This window comes from Pseudomonas sp. GW822-FHT01E03, assembly GCF_058802985.1.
In genome coordinates, this window is record NZ_JBXAOQ010000010.1 from 12496 (window position 1) to 37896 (window position 25401).

The 25401-nt window shown below is 63.3% G+C and carries 13 protein-coding genes; 7 read left to right on the top strand and 6 right to left on the bottom strand.

Going from position 1 to position 25401, the window contains the following annotated elements; translation table 11 throughout:
- The 4 genes from AC1RP7_RS19970 to AC1RP7_RS19985 all read left to right on the top strand — a co-directional run bounded on the left by AC1RP7_RS19970 (position 1) and on the right by AC1RP7_RS19985 (position 3571).
- Positions 1–927 (top strand): metal ABC transporter substrate-binding protein, encoded by a 927-nt coding sequence (locus tag AC1RP7_RS19970; RefSeq protein ID WP_493181026.1) that lies wholly within the window; start codon positions 1–3, stop codon positions 925–927.
- Positions 928–1010: 83 nt separating this feature from the next.
- The gene (locus AC1RP7_RS19975) at positions 1011–1769 is read left to right on the top strand and encodes a metal ABC transporter ATP-binding protein (protein WP_493181313.1); all 759 of its coding nucleotides are present in this window, start codon (positions 1011–1013) and stop codon (positions 1767–1769) included.
- Entirely contained in the window at positions 1769–2668 is a 900-nt protein-coding gene (locus AC1RP7_RS19980) for a metal ABC transporter permease (RefSeq protein ID WP_003226663.1), read from the top strand. The genes AC1RP7_RS19975 and AC1RP7_RS19980 overlap by 1 nt, the downstream gene beginning before the upstream one ends.
- Positions 2669–3571 (top strand): metal ABC transporter substrate-binding protein, encoded by a 903-nt coding sequence (locus tag AC1RP7_RS19985; protein WP_493181027.1) that lies wholly within the window; start codon positions 2669–2671, stop codon positions 3569–3571.
- A 185-nt stretch (positions 3572–3756) separates the two neighbouring features.
- Here the strand turns inward: AC1RP7_RS19985 and AC1RP7_RS19990 are convergent, their stop codons facing one another.
- The 4 genes from AC1RP7_RS19990 to AC1RP7_RS20005 all read right to left on the bottom strand — a co-directional run bounded on the left by AC1RP7_RS19990 (position 3757) and on the right by AC1RP7_RS20005 (position 7666).
- A complete protein-coding gene (locus AC1RP7_RS19990; RefSeq protein ID WP_057713869.1) occupies positions 3757–3984 on the bottom strand; it encodes an MbtH family protein in 228 nt (75 codons plus the stop codon).
- Between the two features lie 81 nt (positions 3985–4065).
- On the bottom strand, positions 4066–5466 hold the full coding sequence (locus AC1RP7_RS19995; RefSeq protein WP_057713868.1) for an aspartate aminotransferase family protein: 1401 nt from the start codon (positions 5464–5466) through the stop codon (positions 4066–4068).
- Between the two features lie 197 nt (positions 5467–5663).
- Positions 5664–6989, bottom strand: coding sequence for an ATP-binding protein (locus AC1RP7_RS20000; RefSeq protein WP_057713867.1), 1326 nt, complete (start codon positions 6987–6989; stop codon positions 5664–5666).
- On the bottom strand, positions 6986–7666 hold the full coding sequence (locus AC1RP7_RS20005) for a response regulator (protein WP_493181028.1): 681 nt from the start codon (positions 7664–7666) through the stop codon (positions 6986–6988). Before AC1RP7_RS20005 ends, AC1RP7_RS20000 begins: the two co-directional genes overlap by 4 nt.
- Before the next feature lie 154 nt (positions 7667–7820).
- On the opposite strand from AC1RP7_RS20005, the gene dsbD reads away from it, so the two are divergent.
- The 3 genes from dsbD to dsbG are packed head-to-tail and all read left to right on the top strand — an operon-like array spanning position 7821 to position 11154.
- Positions 7821–9557 carry a protein-disulfide reductase DsbD gene (gene dsbD, locus AC1RP7_RS20010; RefSeq protein ID WP_493181029.1) on the top strand — a complete coding sequence of 579 codons (1737 nt, stop codon included), beginning with the start codon at positions 7821–7823 and terminating at the stop codon, positions 9555–9557.
- Positions 9557–10411 (top strand): TlpA disulfide reductase family protein, encoded by an 855-nt coding sequence (locus tag AC1RP7_RS20015; RefSeq protein WP_223532737.1) that lies wholly within the window; start codon positions 9557–9559, stop codon positions 10409–10411. Before dsbD ends, AC1RP7_RS20015 begins: the two co-directional genes overlap by 1 nt.
- Positions 10387–11154 carry a thiol:disulfide interchange protein DsbG gene (dsbG, locus tag AC1RP7_RS20020; RefSeq protein WP_057713862.1) on the top strand — a complete coding sequence of 256 codons (768 nt, stop codon included), beginning with the start codon at positions 10387–10389 and terminating at the stop codon, positions 11152–11154. The genes AC1RP7_RS20015 and dsbG overlap by 25 nt, the downstream gene beginning before the upstream one ends.
- 94 nt (positions 11155–11248) lie before the next feature.
- On the opposite strand, the gene AC1RP7_RS20025 is transcribed toward dsbG, so the two are convergent.
- On the bottom strand, positions 11249–12061 hold the full coding sequence (locus AC1RP7_RS20025; protein ID WP_493181030.1) for an alpha/beta fold hydrolase: 813 nt from the start codon (positions 12059–12061) through the stop codon (positions 11249–11251).
- 222 nt (positions 12062–12283) lie between these two features.
- Positions 12284–25282 (bottom strand): non-ribosomal peptide synthetase, encoded by a 12999-nt coding sequence (locus AC1RP7_RS20030; protein ID WP_493181031.1) that lies wholly within the window; start codon positions 25280–25282, stop codon positions 12284–12286.
- Between the last annotated feature and the right edge of the window lie 119 nt (positions 25283–25401).

Sequence of the window (25401 nt, forward strand, 5' to 3'; positions counted from 1 at the left end):
ATGCCCAATTCATCTCAATGTTCTTTTTTGCGCCTGCTGCTGGTCGGCTTGCTCGCCTGCCTGCTGCCATCCCTGGCCAGCGCCGACGAAGCCAAGCGCCTGCGCATCGGCATCACCCTGCATCCCTACTACAGCTACGTGGCGAACATCGTCGGCGACAAGGCCGAGGTGGTGCCGCTGATTCCAGCCGGTTTCAACCCGCATGCCTACGAGCCCCGCGCCGAAGACATCAAGCGCATCAGCGGGCTGGACGTGATTGTGCTCAACGGTGTCGGCCATGACGACTTCGCCGACCGCATGATCGCCGCCAGCGAAACCCCGAACGTGCCGGTAATCGAAGCCAACGAGAACGTACCGCTACTGGCCGCCACCGGCGTGGCCGCACGCGGTGCCGGCAAGGTGGTGAACCCGCACACCTTCCTGTCGATCAGCGCCTCGATTGCCCAGGTCAACAACATTGCCCGGGAGCTAGGCAAGCTCGATCCCGCCAATGCCAAAACCTACACCGAGAACGCCCGCGCCTACGGCAAGCGCCTGCGCAAGATGCGCGCCGACGCCCTGGCCAAACTGACCCAGGCACCGAACGCGGAACTGCGGGTGGCCACGGTACACGCGGCCTACGACTATCTGCTGCGCGAATTCGGCCTCGAAGTCACGGCCGTGGTCGAGCCGGCCCACGGTATCGAGCCAAGCCCGAGCCAGCTGAAAAAAACCATCGATCAACTGCGTGAACTGGACGTGAAGGTGATCTTCTCGGAGATGGACTTTCCTTCCACTTACGTCGACACCATCCAGCGCGAATCCGGCGTGAAGCTGTATCCGCTGTCGCATATTTCCTACGGCGAATACACCGCCGACAAGTACGAAAAGGAAATGACCGGCAACCTCGACACTGTGGTGCGGGCGATTCAGGAGTCGGGCCAATGACATCGAAAGAAACCATCCTGGCCGATGCAGAATCCCCTGTGGGAGCGAGCTTGCTCGCGAAGGCGTCGTGTCAGTCGACCACCATGTTGCCTGATACACCGCCATCGCGAGCAAGCTCGCTCCCACAGGTTTTGGGGCCGACGCTGGATTTTGCAGGCGTCAGCCTGACCCTCGGGCGCACGACGATCCTCGACAACGTAACCTTTCAGGTCCGCCCCGGCAGTGTGCACGCACTGGTCGGCCCCAATGGCGGCGGCAAGAGTTCGCTGATCAAGACCCTGCTCGGGCAAATGCCTCACCAGGGCCGCTTGAACCTGCATTGGCCAGCCGAGCCGGGGACCATCGGCTATGTGCCACAGGCACTGGAGTTCGACCGGGGCTTGCCAATGACCGTCGACGATTTCATGGCCGCCATGTGCCAGCGTCGCCCGGCCTTTCTCGGCTTGAGCAAACACTACGCGACGGCGATTGGCGAGGCGCTGGAGCGGGTCGGCATGCAGGACAAACGCAAGCGCCGCATGGGCGCGCTGTCCGGCGGCGAACGGCAACGGGTGTTGCTGGCCCAGGGGCTGATTCCGCCTCCGCAATTGCTGGTGCTCGACGAACCGATGTCGGCCCTCGATGAGGCCGGTATCCGGGTGTTCGAACGCTTGCTCGGCGACTGGCGAGCGGCGGGCATCACCGTACTGTGGATCGAGCACGACCTGGAAGCGGTCGGGCGCCTGGCCGATCACGTCACCGGGCTCAATCGCCGGGTGCTGTTCGACGCCACGCCGCAACAGGCGCTGACACCGGAGCGTCTGTTGAACCTGTTCTCGACCCACCCACGGAGCCTTGCCTGATGAGTTACGAAGCTTTTCGCCTGATGGTCCAGGGCTGGGCGTCGTCGGGTTATCTGCCCGAGGCGCTGGCCTATGGATTCGTGGTCAACGCTCTGCTCGCCGGTCTGCTGATCGGCCCGGTACTGGGAGGCTTGGGCACGTTGGTGGTGGTCAAGCGCTTCGCGTTTTTCTCCGAGGCGGTCGGTCACGCCGCCCTGACCGGCGTGGCCATCGGCATCCTGCTCGGCGAACCCTACACCGGCCCCTACGGCAGCCTGTTCGGCTACTGCCTGCTGTTCGGCATCCTGCTCAATTACCTGCGCAACCGCACCGGTCTGGCACCAGATACCTTGATTGGCGTGTTTCTCTCGGTGTCGCTCGCCTTGGGCGCTAGCCTGCTGCTGATTCTGGCGGGCAAGATCAACGTGCACATTCTGGAAAACGTGCTGTTCGGCTCGGTGCTGACGGTCAATGGCAATGACCTGCTGGTGCTGGCCATCGTCGGTTCGCTGGTCATGGCCCTGGCCTTGCCTTTGTACAACCGCATCATGCTCGCCAGTTTCAACCCGCAGTTGGCGGCGGTGCGCGGGGTGGCGGTGAAAACCCTGGATTATCTGTTCGTGATTCTGGTGACGCTGATCACCGTCGCCGCCGTGAAGGTCATCGGCGCGATTCTGGTGGGCGCCCTGCTGGTGATTCCGGCCGCCGCGGCACGCCTGCTCAGCCAATCGCTGAAGGGCTTTTTCTGGTGTTCGGTGCTGATCGCCACGGTCAGCACACTGTGCGGGATTCTTGCACCGATTGTCTTCGACCTGCCGATCCCGTCCGGCGCCGCGATCATCCTCGTGGCCGGTATCGCCTTCGCCCTGGCCGCCATCGCGCGCGGCGTCGTCCCCAGCCTGAAAGGGAACCTTGGATAAATGATTTTTTCACTGCGCCAACTGACCCTCGCCATCGCCCTGTGCGGGCTGGCGACAACGACCATGGCCGCCGACAACGGCAAACCGCTGCGTGTGCTGGCCTCCTTGCCGATTACCTATGGCCTGGGTGAGGTCTTGCTCAAGGGCACCGATGTCAGCCTCGAACGCGCGACCCCGGCCAACCTGCCCGGCAGCCGCCAGACCGCCTACTTCACCGGCCGTGGCGCCCCGGCGCTGGCCAAACTGGCAAGCGACGCCGATGCGGTGATCGGCCTGCGCTCACTGTGGCCGGATGACCCGCTGTACCCGATCGCCCGGCGCAGCAATATCCGCATCGTCGAAGTGGACGCCGCTCGCCCCGTGGACGGCGCCCTGCCCGGCATAGCCGTACAGCCCGACAACAAGGTCGACGGGCTGAACAGTCAGCCGTGGTTCTCCAGCAATAACATGGGGCGCATGGCCGATGTGATGGCGGCGGACCTGGTGCGCCTGGCCCCCAAGGCCAAGCCGAAGATCGACGCCAACCTGGCAACGCTCAAGCAGCGCTTGCTCAAGCTCAGCGCCGACAGCGAAGCGCGGTTGGCCAATGTGGACAACCTCAGTGTGATGAGTCTCAGCGATCACTTCGGCTACCTGATCGGCGGTCTCAATCTGGAATTGATCGGCCAGGATGCACGCGCCGATGCCGAGTGGACACCGGAGGCGCTGAAGCAATTGGGCGCAACGCTCAAGGACAATGGCGTGACGGTGGTGCTGCATCACCGGCAGCCGTCGGATGCGCTGAAAGCGGTGATTGCCGGGTCGGGTAGCCGATTGGTGGTGTTGAGTACCGATGCCGAGGACCCGGTCGCGGAACTGGAGGGGAATGTGGATTTGCTGATCAAGGGGTTGAGCGGCGTTTAAGGTCTGTACGACCGCGTTATCGTTCATCGCGAGCAAGCTCGCTCCCACAGGATATGTGCCATGCCGCAGATCACTGTGGGAGCGAACTTGCTCGCGATAGCGGCCTGATAGTCGACACAAGACTCCAGACCTGAAAAAGCCCGCTGACTGTCACCAGTCCAGCGGGCTTCTTTTTGCATGACGGATCAGTGCGCCACAGCCGCCTGCTCGTCCATCTTCTGCCGCAGGCTCAATGGACGCATGTCGGTCCAGGTTTCTTCGATGTAGGCCAGGCATTCCTTTTTCAGCCCGCTTTTACCCACGGTGCGCCAGCCTTGTGGCACGGCTTTGTAGTCGGGCCAGATCGAGTATTGCTCTTCGTGGTTGACCACGACCTGAAAGAGGATGTCCTCGCGGTCGAATACTGACGTCATGCTGTCTCTCCATCGTTATCGGGCGGGTTGCGTTGTGCACGCAACCGTTATGTAGAAGGAACGATCCGCAGGGCGGAAAATTTAAGGATTGGCCGTGGCGGCGGCCAGGGCTCGCCCGAAAATCTCGGCCACGCGATCGATTTGCGCAGCGGTAATCACCAGTGGTGGCAGGAAGCGCACCACCGCGCCGTGACGGCCACCGAGTTCCAGGATCAAGCCACGCTTGAGGCATTCGCGCTGCACCAGGGGTGCCAGACGGGCGAAAGCCGGTGGATGGCCTTGGGCATCCAGCGCGCCCGTCGGGTCCACCAGTTCGACGCCGAGCATCAAGCCACGTCCGCGAATGTCCCCCAGTTGCGGGAAGTCCCGCTGCAGGATGCGCAGGTGCTCGGCCAGACGCTCGCCCATCGCGGCGGCATGCTCGCAGACCTTGTGTTCGACCAGATAACGCATCACCGCGCAACCGGCGGCCATGGCCATCTGGTTGCCACGGAACGTCCCGGCATGGGCGCCCGGCAGCCAGGTGTCGAGCCAGTCGCGATAGACCACCACCGCCAGCGGCAGGCTGCCACCGATGGCCTTGGACATCACCACGACATCGGGAATGATCCCGGCATGCTCGAAGGCGAACATCTTGCCGGTGCGGGCGAAGCCACTCTGGATTTCGTCGACGATCAGCGCGACACCCGCCTGTTCAGTGATCCGCCGCACACCGCGCAACCAGTCCAGATCCGCCGGAATCACCCCGCCCTCGCCCTGCACCACTTCCACGATCACCGCCGCCGGCAATTGCACACCAGCCTCGGGATCATTGAGCAGGTTTTCCAGGTAACTCAGGTTGGCTTTGACCCCTTGCGCGCCGCCGAGCCCGAACGGGCAGCGGTAATCGTAAGGGTACGGCATGAATTGCACGCCGCTGCCAAGCAAGGCGCCCAAGGGCTTTTTCGGCCCCAGACTGCCCATCAGGCTCAACGCGCCCTGACTCATGCCGTGATAGCCACCCTGGAACGAGATCACGGTGCTGCGACCAGTGGCGGTACGCACCAGTTTCAGTGCCGCTTCCACGGCGTCGGTGCCGGTCGGGCCGCAAAACTGGATCTTCGCTTCAGCGGCCAGGGCAGGCGGCAGCAGCCCGAACAGATCCTGGACGAACCGGTCCTTGACCGGCGTGGTCAGGTCCAGGGTGTGCAGCGGCAGCTCATCGGCCAGCACTTGCTGGATGGCTTCGATCACCACCGGGTGGTTGTGCCCCAGGGCCAGGGTTCCGGCTCCGGCCAGGCAATCGATGAAGGTGCGGCCTTCGACATCTTCGACGTAGATGCCCTTGGCGCGCTTGAGTGCCAGGGGAATGCGTCGCGGATAGCTGCGGGCGTTGGATTCCTGCCGGCTCTGACGGGCGAGCAATGGCGATTCGTTGAATTGATAAAGCGTCTCGGCGGACGTCGCCGGCTGCTCTTCGATAAGGTTGGTAGCGACTGACATCTCTCGACCCCTCAATAAGGTTTTCCTGTTCTGGAAACGCATCAGCGCTTGAGGGATTTAGGCGGTAACCCGGAAACCTTTGCAGGAGCGAGCTCTGCTCGCGATGGACTCAAGAACAGCGCGTGCATTCAGAAAGCACGCGTTATCGTTATCGACCATCGCGAGCAAGCTCGCTGCTACAGGGGAGGTGGTGTTTTTCAGACCGGTTGCAGCGGCATCGTCAGCTCAACCCGCAAGCCGTCCGGCCGGCTATCGAAATGCAGCGTGCAACCGCAACGCTGAACGATGGCCTGCACAATCGCCAGCCCCAGACCACATCCGGTGCTCTGACCGTTGCGCCAGAAGCGCTGGGTCAGGTGTTGCAGATCTTCTTCGGCAATCCCCGGCCCATGGTCGCGCACCACAAACTGCACACGATTGCCGGTGGTTTCCAGGCTCAACTCCACCGCTTTGTCGGCGGGAGTATGGCGCAGTGCGTTGTCGAGCAAGTTGCGCAGCGCGGCAATCGACAGCACGGCGGGCATTTGTACCGGCGCGGCGGAAACCTTGCCCGGCGCCTGAAACCTGATGCGCTGGCGATCGCCGCTTGCCGCGTCCTGGATCGCCAGTTTCGCCACTTGTTCGGCGTTGCACTGCACACCGTCGTCGAATGACAGGCTGCCCTCGACGCGCGCCAACAACAGTAATTGTTCGAGGGTCCGGTGCATGCGGTCGGCGCCCTCTTCGGCCCGGGCCAGGGACTGGTCCCGGGCGCTGCCTTGCGTCATCCGCGCCACTTGCAGGTGGGTCTTGATCGCGGTCAACGGGCTGCGCAGTTCGTGGGCCGCGTCTCCGGTCAGGCGACGTTCGCGCTCGATGGTCTTGCCGATGCGCTGGAGCAACTGGTTCTGGGTTTCCAGCAAGGGTTGCAGCTCGCTGGGCAGTGGCTGGATCTGCAAGGGTTCGAGGGAGTCGGCGCTACGGCGCATCAAGGCATCGCGCATGCGGTTGAGCGGCGCCAGCCCCTGGCCGATGCCCAGCCAGAGCAAACACAGGCAACCGAGCAGCGCCACGCCCACCGGCACCGAAGCGGCCAGCAGGATCGACATGTTCAACGCCTCACGCTCGATCTGCCGGTCGGCGGTGGTGATGCGCAGATCGCCCCGGGCCAATGTGAAACTGCGCCACGGCGCGCCGTCGATCATCTGATCGTGAAACCCGAGTTTCTCGGCCTCCAGGGTCTGCTGCGGATCGGTGTGACTGCGGGCAAGGATTTCGCCGCGCAACGAGCTGACCTGGCACGCCATGCCACCCGGAATGTTCAGCTGTTCGGCACTGAAGTGGGTGCCCTCGCCCTTGCTCGGCACGGGCGGCAGTTGCTCCATCAGGCCGGCGACCATGCGTGCCGAGGCCACCAGGCGCTGGTCGAGGGAAAACATCATTTGATTGCGCAGATCGCTGAGCATCCAGGCCGCGGCCAGGGCCCAGATCAAGGCAAATGCGGCGCCGAGCGTCAGACTCAGGCGCAAACGCAAACTCATCACTTCAATTTTTCTCCGCCATCAGCCGGCCCCAGGCGATAGCCCAGGCCGCGCACGGTCTCGACAATGCCGTTGCCAAGCTTGCGCCGCAGGTGATGGATATGGACGTTAAGGGCGTTGCTTTCCAGTTCGTCGTTGAAACCGTAGACGCTGTCCTTGAGTTGCTCGGTGGACAACACACGGCCACGGTTATGCAGCAAGGCTTGCAGCAATGACTGCTCACGGCGCGACAGGTCCACCGGCTGCCCCGCGAGCGTGGTTTCGCGGCTGCTCGGGTCGTAGGTCAGGGCACCATGCTCGATCAGGTTGACGCTGCGCCCCGCCACCCGCCGCAACAGCGTGTGCAAGCGTGCAGCGAGTTCGCGCAAGTCGAACGGTTTGAGCAGATAGTCGTCGGCACCGGCTTGCAGGCCATCGACGCGATCAGTGACCGAGTCCCGGGCGGTGAGGATCAAAACCGGCAACTCCAGGCCTTGATGGCGCAACTGCTGCAGCAGCTTGAGGCCATCCTCGTCCGGCAACCCAAGGTCGAGTACCATCACGTCGAACTCCGCCACCTTGAGCATCGCCCGGGCGGCGGACGCCGTGGCGACGTGTTCCACGGTCAGGCCCTGGGCGGTCAGGCCGGCGACGATACCGCTGGCGATCAATTCATCGTCTTCGCAAACCAGTACGTGCATGGGGAGCCTCGTAGAAATAAAGCCTATTAAGCCGTTGACCGATTAAGTCGACATTATGCCGCAAGCGCCACCGCCACAAGGCCGGGGCGGTTAATCATCGGTTAATCGCCACCCGCCACTGTGCACCTCATTAGCACAGGACAAAGGCTTATCCATGCGTCGTCTGTTTTTACTTTTTACTCTCTTGATCGTGGGCCTGGCCCAGGCGGGAACCAATCCGTTCGACACCAAACCTGAATTCCTCCCGGTTGATAAAGCCTTCGCGTTTACCTCTGAACGCCTGGAATCCGGTGAAACCCAGCTCTATTGGCAGATCACCGACGGCTATTACCTGTATCAGAAACGCTTGAAGTTCGATGGCTTGCCTGCCGACCGGCATCCTGTGCTACCGGAAGGTGAAGCCCACAGCGACGAGTTTTTCGGTGAACAGCAAGTCTACCGTCAGGGCCTGGAACTGAAAATTCCGGCGGGTGCCAGCGGTCAGGTCAAGGTCAGTTACCAGGGCTGCGCCGATGCCGGCTTGTGTTATCCACCACAAACCAGAGTCGTGGACCTGGGCAATACCAATGCATTGAATGCGACCACTGAAGCGCCGGACCAGGCGCTGGCCAGCAGCCTGCAACAACGGGCGCTGGGCTGGAGCCTTCTGGTGTTCTTCGGCCTGGGCCTGTTGCTGGCCTTCGCGCCATGTTCATTACCGATGCTGCCAATTCTGGCCGGGTTGATCGTCGGCAGTGGCGCCACGCCCAGACGCGGATTCGCCCTGGCCAGCAGTTATGTAGTCAGCATGGCGCTGGTGTATGCGGCAATGGGTGTCCTGGCCGCCTCCCTCGGGGCGAACCTGCAAGCCTGGTTGCAGAACCCCTGGCTGCTGGGCAGTTTCGCGACGATTTTCGTGCTGCTGGCGCTGCCGATGTTCGGTTTCTTCGAACTGCAACTGCCGGTGGCCGTGCGTGATCGCCTGGAAAACGTCTCGCGCAATCAACGCGGCGGCAGTCTGATCGGCGCCGGGGTGCTGGGGGCGCTGTCCGGTCTGCTGGTTGGCCCCTGCATGACCGCACCACTGGCCGGCGCCCTGCTCTACATCGCGCAAAGCGGCAACGCGCTGCATGGCGGATTGATTCTGTTTGCCATGGGCATCGGCATCGGTGTGCCTCTGCTGGTGTTGGTGACTGTCGGCAATCGTTTCATGCCCAAGCCAGGCGCCTGGATGAACCTGGTCAAAGGCATTTTCGGCTTCCTGTTCCTCGCCACCGCATTGTTGATGCTGCGTCCGGTGGTCGACGAATCCCTGTGGGTCGGCTTGTGCGGTGCGCTGTTGTTGATCGCGGCCTACAGCGCCTGGAAACAGTCGGAAGGTTTTGGCCGTATCGCGCACCTGTTTGGCGCCAGTTCGTTACTGCTCGGTTTATGGGGTGGCCTGTTGGTGATCGGTGCGGCTGGTGGCGGCGATGATCCGTTCAAGCCATTGCAGGTCTACCGCGCCTCGAACCAGGCTGTGGCCGCCGTGCCGGTTGGCCACGATGCCTTCATCACCATCAAGGATCCGCAGGCACTGCAACGGGAACTCGACGCCGCACAGGCTCAGGGTCAGTGGGTGCTGCTGGACTACTACGCCGACTGGTGCGTGTCGTGCAAGGTCATGGAGAAACAGGTCTTCGGCAAAACCCGTGTCCTCGAAGCCTTGAGCGATGTGCGCTTGCTGCGACTGGACGTCACCGCCGACAATGCCGCCAGCCGTGAACTGCTCGGCCGTTACCAAGTGCCAGGGCCACCGAGCCTGCTGTGGATTGGCGTAGACGGTGAAGAGCGGCGCAGCCAGCGCATCACCGGCGAGGTCGATGCCGATACATTCCTGCAACGCTGGACCACCACCCGAGACGCCCGTTAATGCTGACTTTCACCCTCGGCACCTTTGCCATCGCGCTCAATCACCTGCTGTTGATCAGTGCGCTGGCGCTGGCCACTTTTGTCGGCTGGCGGGTCGCCAAGCGTGGTGGTGAAAACCCTGAGTCGGTGCTGTTCAGCCTGTTTCTGATGGGCATGCTGGCAGCCCGAATCAGTTTCGTGGCGGCCTATTGGGTGCACTATCGCAACGATCCGTGGCAGGTCATCGACCTGCGCGATGGCGGTTTCCTCGCCTGGCCGGGGGTAGTGGTCGTTTTGCTCGCCACGCTGTATCGCGGCTGGCGTCGCCCAGGTCTGCGCCGTCCATTGGGCTTTGGCGTGGCCAGTGGCCTGGCGTTCTGGCTGTTGGCGACGTTCTCCCTGTCGATTTATGAACAAGGCACACGCCTGCCGGAAATCACCCTGCGCAACGCCGCCGGCGAAACCGTGCAACTGGCCGACTACAAGGGAGGCCCGTTGGTGATCAATCTCTGGGCCACCTGGTGCCCGCCGTGCCGCCGGGAAATGCCGGTGCTGGAAAACGCCCAGCAACAACGGCCGGACCTGACGTTCCTGTTCGTCAATCAGGCAGAAAGCATGCAAAGCGTCGCGATCTTTCTGGAAACCCAGGGCCTGAGCCTGTCCAACGTGCTATTCGACGGCAGTGGGCGTCTGAGCCAGGCCGTCGGTTCCATGGCATTGCCGACTACGCTGTTCTACAACCCCGAGGGTCGCCTGCTGGGCAGCCATCTGGGCGAGTTGTCGGAAGCCAGCCTGGCCCGCGCGCTGGAAAACTTCGACACCGTACCCGCCACCTCTTCAAGGAAACTGCCATGCCCCGCCTCCGCCACCTGCTGACCCTGAGCCTCGGTGCTGCCCTGCTGCACCTGCCATCGGTGCAGGCCGAAGAGTTGCCCGATGCCATCAAGAAAATCGAGGCCAAAGGCGCGAAAATCGTCGGCCAGTTCGACGCCCCCGACGGCTTGCGTGGTTATGCCGCGCAATACCAGAACCGCGGCATGGCGCTGTACCTGACCCCGGATGGCAAACACGTGTTGCTGGGCAACCTGTATGACGCCGAGGGCAATGACCTGAGCAGCGCACCTTTGCAGAAACTGGTGTACGCACCGATGGCCAAGGAAGTCTGGGCCAAGTTCGAAACCAGCAACTGGATCGGCGACGGCAAGAAGGATGCGCCGCGCGTGGTGTACCTGTTCAGTGACCCGAACTGCCCGTACTGCAACATGTTCTGGGAACAGGCCCGACCGTGGGTCAAGGCCGGCAAAGTGCAGTTGCGCCACATCATGGTGGGCATCATCCGCGAAGACAGCCCCGGAAAATCCGCCGCGCTGCTCGCCGCCAAAGACCCGGAAAAAGCCCTGCAGGATCACGAAGCCGCTGGCAAGGAGAGTTCGCTCAAGGCCTTGAAGGAAGTGCCGCCGGCGATTCAGGCAAAGTTCGCGGCCAACATGCAATTGATGGAAGAGCTGGAGTTGCAGGCGACGCCGGCGATTTTCTACATGGATGACAAGGGCAATCTGCAACAGCAGCAAGGCGCGCCGTCGCCGGATAAGTTGGCGAAGATTCTCGGGCCGAAGTGAGTTCAGCGCCCCCATCGCGAGCAAGCTCGCTCCCACAGGGAAAGGTGATCACCTGTGGGAGCGAGCTTGCTCGCGATGGCGTCGGTAGATTCGACTAATTTCTGTCGGCCAAAAATGCCAACAGGGTTTCAGTCACAAACCCAGGGTTCTCCAGATTGGAAATATGCCCCGCCTCCGGCACCAGCACCCACGGGCAGCCAATCAGCTCAGCCATTTCACGGGCTTCACCCGGTGGCCGAGGCTTGTCCTGATCGCCGCACATCACCAGTGTGGTCGCTGCGTCCAGTTCGCCCAGACGCGATAACTGGTCATCGCGCCCAAATGTAATCCGCCCCATCGGCGCGATGCTTTCACGCAGGCGATCCGCGGGTAGAGCCGCGAGGGAAGCACGAAAGTCCCGGTAGAGCGCCGACTGCGGATCAATGCCCGGCCGGAAGAAAATCGGCACCACGATATCCAGCAGCGCTGGCGTGATGACACCCGCCTCTTCGATCTGCTTCAACAGTGAAAAGTAGTACTGGCGAGTCGGCTCCGGTTCGGCGCCGGCGTAGGTGTCCATCAGCACCAGTCCGTTGATCCGCTGCGCTGCCGATAAGGCCAGGCGCGCGCCCCACATGCCGCCGACCGACAGGCCGACCAGCGTGACCCGCTCGATGTCCAGATGATCGATCAGGACCAGGGCCTGACGCGCCAGGTCATCCAGCGACGTCGTACCGACAGGCAACGGCCCGGATTGGCCGTGCCCCCACAGGTCCAGGGCTATCACACGATACTGTTGCGAGAGCGCGGCAATCTGCGGCGCCCACATGGCCTGGTCCCACAGGTAACTACCGGCCAGCAGTACCGCCGGGCCGGTACCTTGATCGATGTAGTGGAGGGCTTGTCCGTCTATCGTTACGAAGGGCATCGACTGTCTCCGCGAGCACAAAGGGAGCCCGAAGACTGAGCGGCTGACGGATCGCAGTCAATCGCGAGAATGTATGCGTTTGTACAACCGCCATCGCGGGCAAGTCGGATCGCCGCACCGCCGCTCCCACAGGGATTCATGCTGATCACAAATGATGTGTTCACCACCACCCACTGGGGGAGCGAGCTTGCTCGCGATGGGGCCAGTACTGACGCCAGGGAATCAAAGCCCCTCCAGCTCCGCCATCAGGTCATTCAAGCGATCCACTTTCTCCTCGGTGAGCTCGCTGGCCGTCAACCCGTCGATGTACCGGGCCAGTTCTTCCACCGTGCTGCATTCGAACATCGCCCGCAGCGGCACATCCCGTTGCAGGGATTTCTGCACCCGCGAGGCGATTTGCGTGGCCAGCAGCGAATGCCCGCCCAACTCGAAGAAATTGTCGCGAACGCCCACTCTCTCGACCTTCAGTACCTCGGCCCAAATGTCTGCCAGGGTCTGCTCCAGCTCATTGCGCGGCGCCTGGTAATCCTGGCTTTGCAATTGACCGATCTCCAACGTCGGCAGTGCCTTGCGGTCCAGTTTACCGTTGGCGTTGAGCGGCAGCTTGTCCAGCCATAACCAGTGCAGCGGCACCATGTATTCCGGCAGTTCGGCGCGCAGGCGTTGCTTGATGCACTCCAGGCGTTCAGCCGGATCGAGCGCAACATCCGCCGCGACCAGATAGCCCACCAGGTGCTTGCCGTTCGCCCCTTCCTGCACACCCACCGCCGCATCGCGGACTTGCGGTTGTTCGTGCAGGCGAGCTTCGATTTCACCGAGCTCGATGCGGTAACCGCGGATCTTCACCTGATGGTCGACCCGGCCGACATATTCCAGAACGCCGTCACTGCGACGGCGGGCCAGGTCGCCGGTGCGATACAGGCGCTCACCCGGTGCGCCAAACGGGTTCGGCACAAACACCGGTGCCGTGCGCAGCGGATCGCTGACATAGCCGCGACCGACCCCGGTCCCCGCCACGCACAGTTCACCCACCGCGCCCAGCGGCACCAGTTCCAGCGCTCCGTCGAGCAGGTACAATTTGTTGTTGTCAGTCGGCGTACCGATCGGCAGGTAACTGCCGCGAGTCGACGCCATATCGACGCGGAAGAACGCCACGTCATCCGAGCACTCCGCCGGGCCATAGGCATTCACCAGGCCGATCTGCGGATAGCGCAGCAACCATTGATGCGCCAGTTCCGGCGGCATCGCCTCCCCCGTCGGCAACATCCAGCGCAGGCCATCGAGGCTCATGCGTTCCTGGGCGAGCATGCCCTGGATCAGCGAAGGCACGCTTTCCAGCACGGTGATGCCCTGGCTTTGCACATGGGCCAGCAAACCCTGGGGATCGTGGGCAATGGTGTTCGGCACGATGTCCACCCGTGCGCCGAACAACGGCGCGGCGAGGAACTGCCACACGGAAATGTCGAAGCTTTGCGACGCGGTTTGGGCGATCACGTCGGCGTCGCTCAGGTTCAGGTACGGCACCTTGCTCAACTGGTTGTTGAGCATGCCGCGCTGTTCGACCATCACGCCTTTTGGCAAACCGGTGGAGCCAGAGGTGTAGATCACATAGGCGAGGTTGTCCGGACCACTGTAGACACCAGGATTGTCCGCCGACAGCGCAAGGGCCTGGACTTCCTCCCAGACCAGCAGCCGTGGCCGGCTGGAGCAGCCGAACTCCTCGAGCAAGGCCTGCGCCTGCTCACGACAGGCTTGCGTGCACACCAGCAATGGCGTGCGGCTCAGATCGATGATCCGGCTCAGACGCTGACCCGGCAAACCCGGATCCAGCGGCAGATAGCCCGCCCCTGCCTTGAAGCTGCCGATGATCATGCCCAGCAAGTCGAGGCTACGTTCGGCCAGCAAGGCCACCGGTTGATCGCGCCCGACACCGGCGGCGATCAATGCATGACCGAGGCGGTTGCCGCGCTGGTTCAGCTCCAGATAACTGTATTGCCGGTCCAGACAACTGGCGGCAATTCGCAGTGGGTGCCGGGCGACCTGCGTTTCGAACAATGAAACGTAGCTCTGCTCCAGCGGGTAATCGTGTTCGCTCTGGTTGCAGCCATGGATGAGGAAGTCCTGCTCCTCAGCCCCCAGCAACGGCAGGTCGGCCATGTCGCCATGGAAACCTTCCACCAATGCCAGCAGCAGACGCTTGAACTCAGCGAGCATGCGCTCGACCGTGACCTCATCGAAGTAGCGTTGGTCGTAGGACAGGTGCAAGCCCAGGTCATCGCCCGGATAGCACACGGCCGTGAGCGGGAAGTTGGTATGGGTTCGGCCCGAGTCCGAGGTCGCGTTGAGGCTCTGCGCACGGTCGAGCACCGAGACTTCCACCGGGGCGTTTTCGAACACGAACAGGCTGTCGAACAGCGGCTGGCCTTTGGGCAGTTCGCTTTGCTCCTGGATGTTCACCAGTGGCAGGTATTCGTATTCACGCAGTTGCATATTGTTGTCGAGCAGACCGGTGAGCCACTGGCGCACGCTGCATCGCTGGCCGTCCTCAGGCATTTTCACCCGCAGCGCGATGCTGTTGATGAACAGGCCGACGGTGCGCTGCATCTGCGGCATGTCCACCGGACGCCCGGCCACGGTGACGCCGAACAGCACGTCGCGATCACCGCTCAAGCGCCGCAGCACCAGAGCCCACGCCGCCTGGGCAAAGGTGTTGATGGTCAACTGATGGGCCTGGGCCAGTTCGCGCAATTGCGCACCGTCACGGGCATCGAGCCTTGTATAGCGGTCGCCGACGATCATGCCGCCGCTGTCGCCGGCATGTTCACGCAGCAATGGCCGGTCGCTCGGGATCGGCGTGGTCCGTTCGAAACCCTGCAGGTTGGTTTTCCACCACTGCCGTGCTTCGGCCAGGCTCTGATGCTGCAGCCAACCGATGTAGTCGCGATAACGTGGTGGTACCTCCAGCTGCGCTTCCCGGCCTTCGCCGAGGGCGCTGTAGATCTCGAAGAAATCATTCATCAGCAGCGAACGGCACCAGGCATCGATGAGGATGTGGTGGTTGCTCATCATGAACCAGTAACGCGCCGCGCCCACACGGATCAAACGCAAGTGGAACGGCGCCTGGTTGAGCAGATCAAACCCCGCCTCGCGTTCGGTCTTGAGCAAGGTTTGCAGCTTCGGCTCTTGCTCGGCTTCGGCGAGATTGCTCCAGTCGAGGTATTCGATCGGCGTGCTGCCCGGTTTGTGGATCACTTGCAGCATGTCTTCGCCGACGTTCCAGCAGAACGACGCGCGCAATGCTTCGTGGCGGGCGATCACTGCTTGCCAGGCCTGGGCGAAACGCTGCGGGTCCAGTTCGCTGTTGATGCGGTAGCGGTCCTGCATGTAGTACAGGCCGGTGCCCGGCTCCAGCAAGGTGTGCAACAGCATGCCTTCCTGCATCGGGGTCAACGGGTAGACGTCTTCGATGACGGCGGCCGGGACCGGCAGCGCATCCAGTTGAGCCTGGCTGAGATTCGCCAGCGGGAAGTCCGACGGCGTCAGGCCACCCGCGTCGTCGCGCAGGCAATGCTCGATCAGGCTGTTCAACTCACCGAGGTAGGCATCGGCCAACTCGTCGATGGTTTGCCCATCGAAGCGTTCGGCGCTGAAAGTCCAGCGCAGTACCAGTTCACCGCCATACACCTGACCGTCGACGCTCAGCTCGTTGGGCAACGGGGCATTGGCATCGTGGGCCGCACCAATGGCTTCATCCAGTGGATGGAACAGCGCGTCCGCCCCGAAGCTCTGGTCGAACTGGCCGAGGTAGTTGAAGGTAATCGGCGCCACCGGCAACTGCGCCATGCTGTGGCGGCTCAGGTCATCGGCGAGGTAACGCAGCACGCCATAGCCCAGGCCTTTGTGCGGCACGGCACGCAATTGCTCCTTGATCGCCTTGATCGACACGCCCTGCCCGGCGGCTTCTTCGATGTTCAGCGGCGTCAGGCGCAGTGGGTAGGCGCTGGTGAACCAGCCGACGGTGCGGGTCAGGTCGATCTCGTCGAACAGCGCTTCGCGGCCGTGGCCTTCCAGTTGAATCAGCGCCGATGGCTGACCGCTCCAGCGGCACAGCACGCGGGCCAATGCGGTCAGCAGCAAGTCGTTGACCTGGGTGCGATAGGCACTCGGTGCCTGTTGCAGCAACTGCCGGGTACGCTCGCTGTCGAGGCGCACACTGACGGTTTGCGCATGTCGGTTCTGCCGCCCGCCTGCGGGGTGATCACAGGGCAAATCGGCAGTGGGCCCGGCCAGGTGCGCCTGCCACCAGCCCAGTTCTTCGCGCAGGGACTCACTGCCGGCGTAGGCTTGCAGCCGTGCGGCCCAGTCCTTGAAGGCGCTGGTTTTCGCCGGCAGTTTCACCGACTGCTGCGCGTCCAGTTGGCGGTACACGGTTTGCAGGTCGTCCAGCAGTACGCGCCATGAAACACCATCGACGACCAAGTGGTGAATCGCGATGAACAGCCGTTGCTGGCCCTCGGGACCATCGACCAGCAACACGCGTATTAGCGGTCCCTCTTCGAGGTCGAGGCTGCGCTGGGCATCGGCGAACAAGGCCGCGCATTTGTCCATCGACGAAACGCGTACCTGCCACAACACCGGAGCCTCGGAAATCGGCTGATGCTGTGCTTGCCACTGACCGGCGACCTTGCTGAAGCGCAGACGCAAGGCGTCGTGCTGTTCGATTACCGCCAGCAGCGCTTGCTCCAGTCGATGGGGCTCCAGAGGTGCGGTCGGTTGCAGCAACAACGCCTGGTTCCAGTGCTGGCGCTGCGGGATGTCGGTGTCGAAGAACCAGTGCTGGATCGGCGTCAGACGCGACTCACCCATGATCAAGCCCTGCTCGGCGCTGACCTGCTCGCTGCGGCTGGCCACGGCGGCGAGGGTCTGCACGGTCTGGTGCTGGAACAGGTCGCGAGGGCTGAAGTGAATGCCCTGCTGCCGTGCCCGGCTGACCACCTGGATCGACAGGATCGAGTCACCGCCCAACTCGAAGAAGTTGTCGTTGAGGCCGACCTGTCCGACGTTCAGCACTTCGCACCAGATCTGCGCGAGGCTGACTTCAAGCTCGTTGCTCGGCGCTACGTAGTGATGGCGATTCAGCTCCGGGTCCGGCGCCGGCAGCGCGCGGCGGTCGAGTTTGCCGTTGGCGGTTAGCGGCATGCTGCCCAGCAGGATCAGGTGCGTGGGCACCATGTAGTCTGGCAGTTGCGATTTCAGATGCGCCTTGAGGGCCTCGCGCAAGACCGATTGCTGTGCTTCGTTCTGTTCGGCGACGTCAGTCACCAGATAGCCGACCAGTTGCTTGCCACTCGGTGCATCGAGCGCCAGCACAACGGCTTCACGAATCGATTCATGCTCCAGCAGACGGGTTTCGATCTCGCCCAGTTCGATGCGGAAACCACGAATCTTCACTTGATGGTCGATGCGTCCGAGGTATTCCACCAGGCCGTCGGCGCGCTGGCGCACCAGGTCGCCGGTGCGGTAGATACGTTCGCCGTTGGCGGCAAACGGATCGGCCACAAAGCGCTCCGCGGTCATGCCCGGACGCTGGTGATAACCCTGGGCCAGACCCGCGCCACCGACGTACAACTCGCCCGTCGCGCCTTGCGGCACCAACGCCAGGTCGGCGTCGAGAATGTAGGCCACGCGGTCGCCGATGATGCTGCCGATCGGCACGCTGCCAGCGCCCTCTTCCAGCACTTCAGGGGCGAGACTGGCCAGCGGCATGACCACGGTTTCGGTCGGGCCGTAGGCGTTGAAGAACAGGCTCGGCTTGAAGGCTGCGCGAATGCGCGTCAGGTGTTCACCGGTCAGCGCTTCGCCGCCGGTGATGATCATGCGCACCGCCAGGGTTTCATTTTGCGTTGCCAGCCATTGCGCCAACTGGCTGCCATAGCTCGGCGTGAATCCGAGGACATTGATCTGATGACGACGGATCAGGCCACAGATTTCTTCCGCGTCCCACTGCCCTTGAGCCCGCAGCACCACTTGCGCACCGCTGAGCAGCGGCACCAGCAAACGCTCGGTGGCGGCGTCGAAGTTGATCGAATAGAAGTGCAGTTCGCAATCGTCAGGGCGCATGGTGAAACGCTCGATCACCGCGCGGCAGTGCATGGCGATTTCGCCGTGGGATACCACCACGCCTTTCGGTTTGCCGGTCGAGCCCGAGGTGTAGATCAGGTAGGCCTGATGCTGCGGCAGGCTGATCAACGGCAACTCGGTGGCCGGGTAATTGGCCAGTGCAGCGGCGTCTTCTTCAAGACACCAGCGGCCAACGGTCGCCGGCAACTCGCCCAGGGCCTTGAACATCGCCGCGTCGCTGAGCAGCAAACCGATGCCGCTGTCATTAATCATGTAATGCAAGCGGTCCAGCGGGTATTCCGGATCCAGCGGCACATAGGCGCCGCCAGCCTTGAGGATCGCCAGCAGGCCGACGACCATCTCCAGCGAGCGCTCCAGTGCCAGCCCCACACGAACCTGCGGTCCGACGCCACGCTCGCGCAGCATCCAGGCCAGGCGATTGGCCCGGCCGTCGAGTTCGGCATAGCTCAGGGTTTGCCCGGCGAAGGTCAGGGCCGGAGCGTCCTGGCGCATCAAGGCTTGCTCGGCGAACAGGTGATGGATGCACTGGTCCAGCCGATGCTCGCCCGGCTCGACGCCGAGGCTGTCGAGCAGATGTTGTTGTTCGCCACACGCCAGCAGCGGCAGTTCGCTCAAGCGCTGCTGCGGATCGGCAATCAGCGCCTCCAGCAGGTTGCGCCAATGCCCGGCCATGCGCGCAATGCGCGGCTCGTCGAACAGATCGGTGCTGTAGGTCAGGCAGCAACCCAGGCGATGGTCCAGGTCGGTGACTTCCAGGTTGAGGTCGAACTTGGTCGCGCGGGCATCGTTGGCCAGGTACTCGACCGTCACGCCGGCCAGGGTACGGCTTTGCTGGAACTCCCAGCGCTGCACGTTGCACATCACCTGGAACAATGGGTTGTAGGCCGCGCTGCGGGGTGGTTGCAAGGCTTCCACCAGATGATCGAACGGCAGGTCCTGATGGGACTGGCCTTCGATCACCGTGTGGCGCACCTGCTCGAACAACTCGCCCACGGACATCTGCCCGTCGAGCTGGCAGCGCAGCACTTGCGTGTTGAGGAACGCACCGATCAGCCCTTCGCTTTCCGGGCGAATGCGGTTGGCCACCGGCGCGCCGATGCGCAGATCGGTCTGGCCGCTGTAGCGGTACAGCAGCGTGGCCAGGGCGGCGGTCATGGTCATGAACAGGGTCAGGCCGTGTCGCGCATTGAAGGCGCGAACCCGTGCCGCGAGGTCGTCGCTCAGCTCAAAGCGATACAACTCACCCTGATGGCTTTGCACCGGCGGACGCGGACGGTCGGCCGGCAACTCCAGCAGCGGGTGTTCGCGGCCCAGTTGCGTTGTCCAGTAATCGAGCTGGCGCTGACGCTCGCCGGACTCCAGCCACTGACGCTGCCACACGCTGTAATCCAGGTACTGCACCGGCAACGGCGCCAGCGGTGATTCACGGTCATCGACGAACGCTTCGTACAGCGCGCTGAGCTCCCGGGCAAAAATGTCCATCGCCCAGCCTTCGGTGACGATGTGGTGCAGGGTCAGAACGAAGTAGTGTTCCTGTTCGGCGGTCTTGACCAGGCAGGCGCGCAGCAAGGGTCCGGTCTCCAGATCGAACGGCTGGTGCGCTTCGTCGTCGGCCAGTTGCTGGACCTGCCACTCGCGGACCTCGGCATCCAGCGCGGTGAAATCCTTCCACGCCATGCGCACGCCGGTCTGCGCGTGTACTTGCTGGCGGGCGACGCCGTCGATGCTCGGGAACGTGGTGCGCAGGGTTTCGTGACGCAGGATCAGGGCTTGCAGCGCGGCCTCGAAGCGCGCCACGTCGAGCACGCCACGCAGCCGCGCCATGCCGCCGACGTTGTAGGCCGGGCTGTCGGGCTCCATCTGCCAGAGGAACCACATGCGCTGCTGGGAATAGGACAGCGGCACCGCCTGCCCGCGGTCGATTTTTTCAATCGGCGGCTGTTTGTTGGTGCTGCCACTGGCCTGGATCAGGCGAACCTGTTCGGCAAACGCACCGAGTTCGCTGTGCTCGAACAGCGCCCGCAGCGGCAACTCGACGTCGCAGGCCTGGCGGGTGCGGGAGATGATTTGTGTGGCCAGCAGCGAGTGACCGCCGAGGGCAAAAAAATCATCGCGCAAACCGACTTGCGTCAAACCCAGCACTTCGCGCCAGATGCCGGCGATGCGTTGTTCCAGTTCTGTCACAGGCTCGACGTGCTCGCGAACCTGCCACTGCGGTTCCGGCAACGCGCGGCGGTCGAGCTTGCCGCTCGGGCCGAGGGGCATTTGGTCCAGGCGCATCAGTTGCGCCGGCACCATGTATTCCGGCAGTTCGGCGGCCAATGCGCTTTTCAGGCGCGCGGTTTGTTCGACCTCGTCCCCGGCATTGTCCGCAGCGGTGTAGTAACCGATCAACTGCGCCCCGGCCATGGTGTCGCGCACCAGCACCACGGCTTGCGCAACGCCGTCCTGGGCCAGCAGCCGTGCCTGGATTTCCTCCGGCTCGACCCGGAACCCGCGCAACTTGACCTGTTGATCGAGACGACCGAGGTATTCGATCACGCCATCCGCCGTCCAGCGTGCCCGGTCGCCGGTGCGATACAGGCGTGCGCCCGGCTCGCCCAACGGATCGACCACAAATCGTTCGGCCGTCAACGCCGGGCGACCGAGGTAACCACGGGCCAAGCCAACGCCGCTGATGCACAACTCACCCGGCACACCGACCGGAACGGGACGCAGGTCGCTGTCGAGCACGCGGCAGATCACATTGCCCAGCGGCCGGCCAATCGGCGAGCGTTCGCCATCGGCGCTGGAGCATTGCCAGTGGGTGACGTTGATCGCGGTTTCGGTCGGTCCGTAGCGATTGTGCAGTTGCACCGCCGGCAGTTGCACCAGCACCCGGTTGCGCAGCTCCGCGGGCAAGGCCTCGCCCCCGGAGAACAGCCGGCGCAGGCTGGTGCATTCAGCACTGAGCGGTTCGTCGATGAACAGCGAAAGCAGCGGCGGCACGAAGTGCAACGTGGTCACGCCGTACGCTTGCACCAGCTGCGCGATGCGATGTGGATCGCGGTGTTCGCCGGGACCGGCGATCAACAGACGTGCGCCTGTGATCAGCGGCCAGAAGCACTCCCACACCGACACGTCGAAACTGATCGGCGCCTTTTGCATCAGCACGTCGGTTTCGTTCAGGCGATAAGTGTCCTGCATCCATTGCAGGCGCTCGGCCAGCGCCGCGTGGGTGTTACCGACGCCTTTGGGCTGGCCGGTGGAACCGGAGGTATAAATCACATAGGCAAGATTGTCGCCGTGCAGATGCAGCCCCGGCGCATGGCTTGGCCAACTGTCCAGGTGCAGGGTGTCCATGGCGATCACACTGACACCCTCGCTGGCCGGCAAGCGCTCGAGCAGTCGGGTATGCGTCAGCAGCAATTGAACACCGCTGTCGCTGAGCATGTAGGCCAGGCGTTCGGCGGGGTAATCCGGGTCCAGCGGCACGTAGGCGCCACCGGCCTTGATGATCGCCAGCAGGCCGATCAGCAGTTGCGGCGAACGCTCGCAGGCGATGGCCACGCAGACGTCCGGGCCGACGCCTTTGTCGCGCAGGTAATGGGCCAGACGGTTGGCCTGGGTGTGGAGTTCGGCGAAGTCCATCTGACCGCCCTCCCAGATCAACGCCGGGCGCCCAGGTGTCAGCCGGGCTTGTTGGTTGAGCGATTCGGGCAGCCATTGACTGGCCGCTGCGCAGGGTGCGCTGGCCCAGTCCGATTGCTGATGCTGCTCGGCGGCCGTCAACAGCGGCAGGTCACCGATGGCGATGTCCGTTTGCTCGCAGACAGCCCGCAGCAGGTTGCTGAAATGGTCGGCCAGGCGCTCGATGGTCGCGGCGTCGAACAGTTCGTTGGCGTAGTCGAAGGACAAGGTCAGGCGACCGTTGCGGTCTTCTTCGCTGTGCAGCTGCACATCGAACTTGGCTTCGCGGCTATGCCACGGCAACTCTTCGGCCAACAGCCCCGGCAGGCGCTTCAAGGCGCCAAGGTCCCGTTGCTGATGGTTGAACATGACCTGGAACAGGCCCTGTTCACGGGCCTGCGGGAAGGCCTCGAGCAGTTGCTCGAACGGCAAGTCCTGATGCGCTTGCGCACCCAACGCCGCCTGACGGGTCTGCGCCAGCAACTCAACGAATGGCAGACTTGAGTCCACTTCGGCACGCAGCACCTGGGTATTGATGAAGAAGCCGATCAGACCCTGGGTTTCCAGGCGTGGACGGTTGGCATTGGGCACGCCGATGCGGATATCTCGTTGGCCGCTGTAGCGGTGCAACAAGGTCTGGAACGCAGCCAGCAACAACATGAAGACGGTCGATTCATGGGCCTGGGCGGTCTGACGAATCGCATCGCTCAGGGGAGCGCCCAGACGCACGGTGTGGCGAGCGGCGCTGTGCAGTTGTTGTACTGAGCGTGGATGGTCGGTGGCCAGGCTCAGGGTTGGATGTTCATCACCCAAGCGGTCTTTCCAATAAGCCAGTTGCCGCTCGCCTTCCCCTTGCGCCAACCATTGCCGTTGCCAACTGCCGTAGTCGGCGTACTGCGTCGGCAATGGCGCCAGCACCGCTTGCAAGCCCTGGGAGGCGGACGCATACAGGCGCGAGAACTCGTCGATCAACACATTCAGCGACCAGCCGTCAGCGATGATGTGGTGCAGGGTCACCAACAACTGATGGTCTTCGTCGTCGAGGCGCACCAGCGTCACCCACAGCAGCGGGCCTTTCTCCAGATCGAACCGGGTCCGTGCTTCGTCCTCGCGGATCTGCTGCGCCCGGGCCTCACGCTCGGCGACCGGCAGGTCGCTGATGTCGATCAGTTGCAGGTTGAACTCACCCGCCGGATCGACCTGTTGCAGCGCCACGCCATCACGCTCGAAGAATCGTGTGCGCAGGGATTCGTGGCGCTCGATCAACTGCTGGAAACTGGCGCGCAAGGTGTCCTCATCCAGCTCGCCACGCAAGCGCAAGCCGCCAGGAATGTTGTAGGCGCTGCTGTGTGGGTCGAGTTGCCAAGTGATCCACAGGCGGTTTTGTGCCAGGGATTGCGGCATCGGTTGCTGGCGCGACAGTGCCGTGATCGCGCCCTGGGCCAGACCACCGTCCTGTTGCAGACGGGTCACGACATCGGCGAATGCGCCGAGGGTCGGCGCTTCGAACAGCAGGCGCAGGCTCAACTCCAGACCCAACTTTTCCCGCAGACGCGCCACCACTTGCGTCGCTGCAATGGAGTTGCCGCCAAGCAGGAAGAAATGATCGTCGGCGCCCACCTGCGCCACTTGCAACTGCTCACACCAGATACGTGCGATCAAGCTTTGCAGCGTCGATCCCGACTCGCTATTGCCCGTGCTTTCGTTGCTGGCCGACGGGAACACCGCGTAGCTGTCGAGACTGCCGTCCGCCAGGCGATTGCGACACGCCGAACGCTGCAATTTACCGCTGGACGTTTTGGGCAGCGCGCCCGGATTGAGCAGCACCACCACGCTCGGTGCCTCCTGATACGCCTCGGCGACGGTCTGGCGAATGGCTTTGATCAAGGATTCAGGCGGCAGTATTTTCTGCACGCTGCGGCTGATTTCAGCGGCGATGCCGATGCCTTCCTGACCGTCAACCGTGACGGCGAAGGCGGCGACGCGTCCTTTGCGCACCACTTCCACTTCGCGCTCGACAGTCTGTTCGATGTCCTGCGGGTACAGGTTGTGCCCGCGCACGATCAGCATGTCCTTCAGGCGCCCGGTGATAAACAGTTCGCCGTTGCGCAGAAAACCCAGGTCACCGGTGCGCAGCCAGGTCTGCCCGGCGTGCTGGACGAAGGTCTTGGCGGACGCCTCGGGGTTGCGCCAGTAGCCTGAGGCGATGCTCGGCCCGCTGGCCCAGACTTCGCCGACGACGTTGTCGGCCTGTTTGCTGAGCGAGACAGGATTGAAGATCAACACCGCGTGCGCCGGCTGGCTGATACCGCAACTCATGATCGGGCTGCCCTCGCCCGCTTCGATGCGGTTCTGCGCCAGGGCCTGATCGTCTACCCGCAGGTTGCCGATGCCTTGGCCGCGAGCTGTGCCGGCCACGAACAAGGTGGCTTCGGCCAGACCGTAGGAGGCCATGAAACTGTCCGCGGTGAAGCCGCAGGTCGCGAACTTCCCGGCGAAGCGTTCCAGAGTGTCGAGGCGAATCGGTTCGGAACCGGAATACGCCACGCGCCAGCCACTCAGGTCGAGCCGTTCCAGGGCCGACTCGCTGACCCGCTCACTGCACAAGCGATAGGCAAAATCCGGCCCGCCGCTGATGGTGCCGCCGTATTCGCTGATCGCCTCCAGCCAGCGTAACGGCCGACCGAGAAAATACGCCGGGGACATCAACACGCAAGGCACGCCGCTGAAAATCGGCTGCAGCAAGCCGCCGATCAGGCCCATGTCGTGATACAGCGGCAGCCAGCTGACGATGACGTCGTCGGGGTTCAGGTCAATGCCGAAACCGTGGCGAATCAGCAATTCGTTGGCCACCAGATTGCCGTGGCTGACTTGCACGCCTTTGGGCAGCGCGGTGGAGCCAGAGGTGTATTGCAGGAAGGCGATGTGATCGTCCTGCAAGTCCACCGCGACCCAGCGCTCGGCCAGTGCACCGTCGAGGGTATCGACACACAACAGCGGCGGCGCGCCGTCGATCTGCTGCAACCCATCGCGCAGCCCGGCGCTGGTCAACAGCAAGCGAGGCTGGGCGTCGCTGATGATCGACAACAGGCGCTCCTGGTGATGACGGCGTGTCGACTCCGGCGGGTAGGCTGGTACCGCGATCACCCCGGCGTACAGGCAACCGAAGAACGCCGCAACGTAATCCGGGCCACTGGGGAACAGCAACACCGCGCGGTCGCCAACATCCGTCCGGGCCTGCAACGCGCCGGCAATCGTCCGTGCCCGCAGATCCAGTTCGCGATAGCTGAGCACCACAGCCTGGTCCGGGGTCTCGGCGAGAAAGCGCAGGGCCACCCGATCCGGCGTCAGCGCCGCGCGGCGCTGAAGGGCTTGGACCATTGTGCTGGGGAGTTCGAACGCGTCGGTCATGAGGTTTCCTGCCTGAATTCGGCTTGGTAGGAGCGAGCCTGCTCGCGAAAATCCGAAGAACGCCGCGGGGTGTCAGGCGCCCATCGTTGACGACCATCGCGAGCGAGCTCGCTCCTACA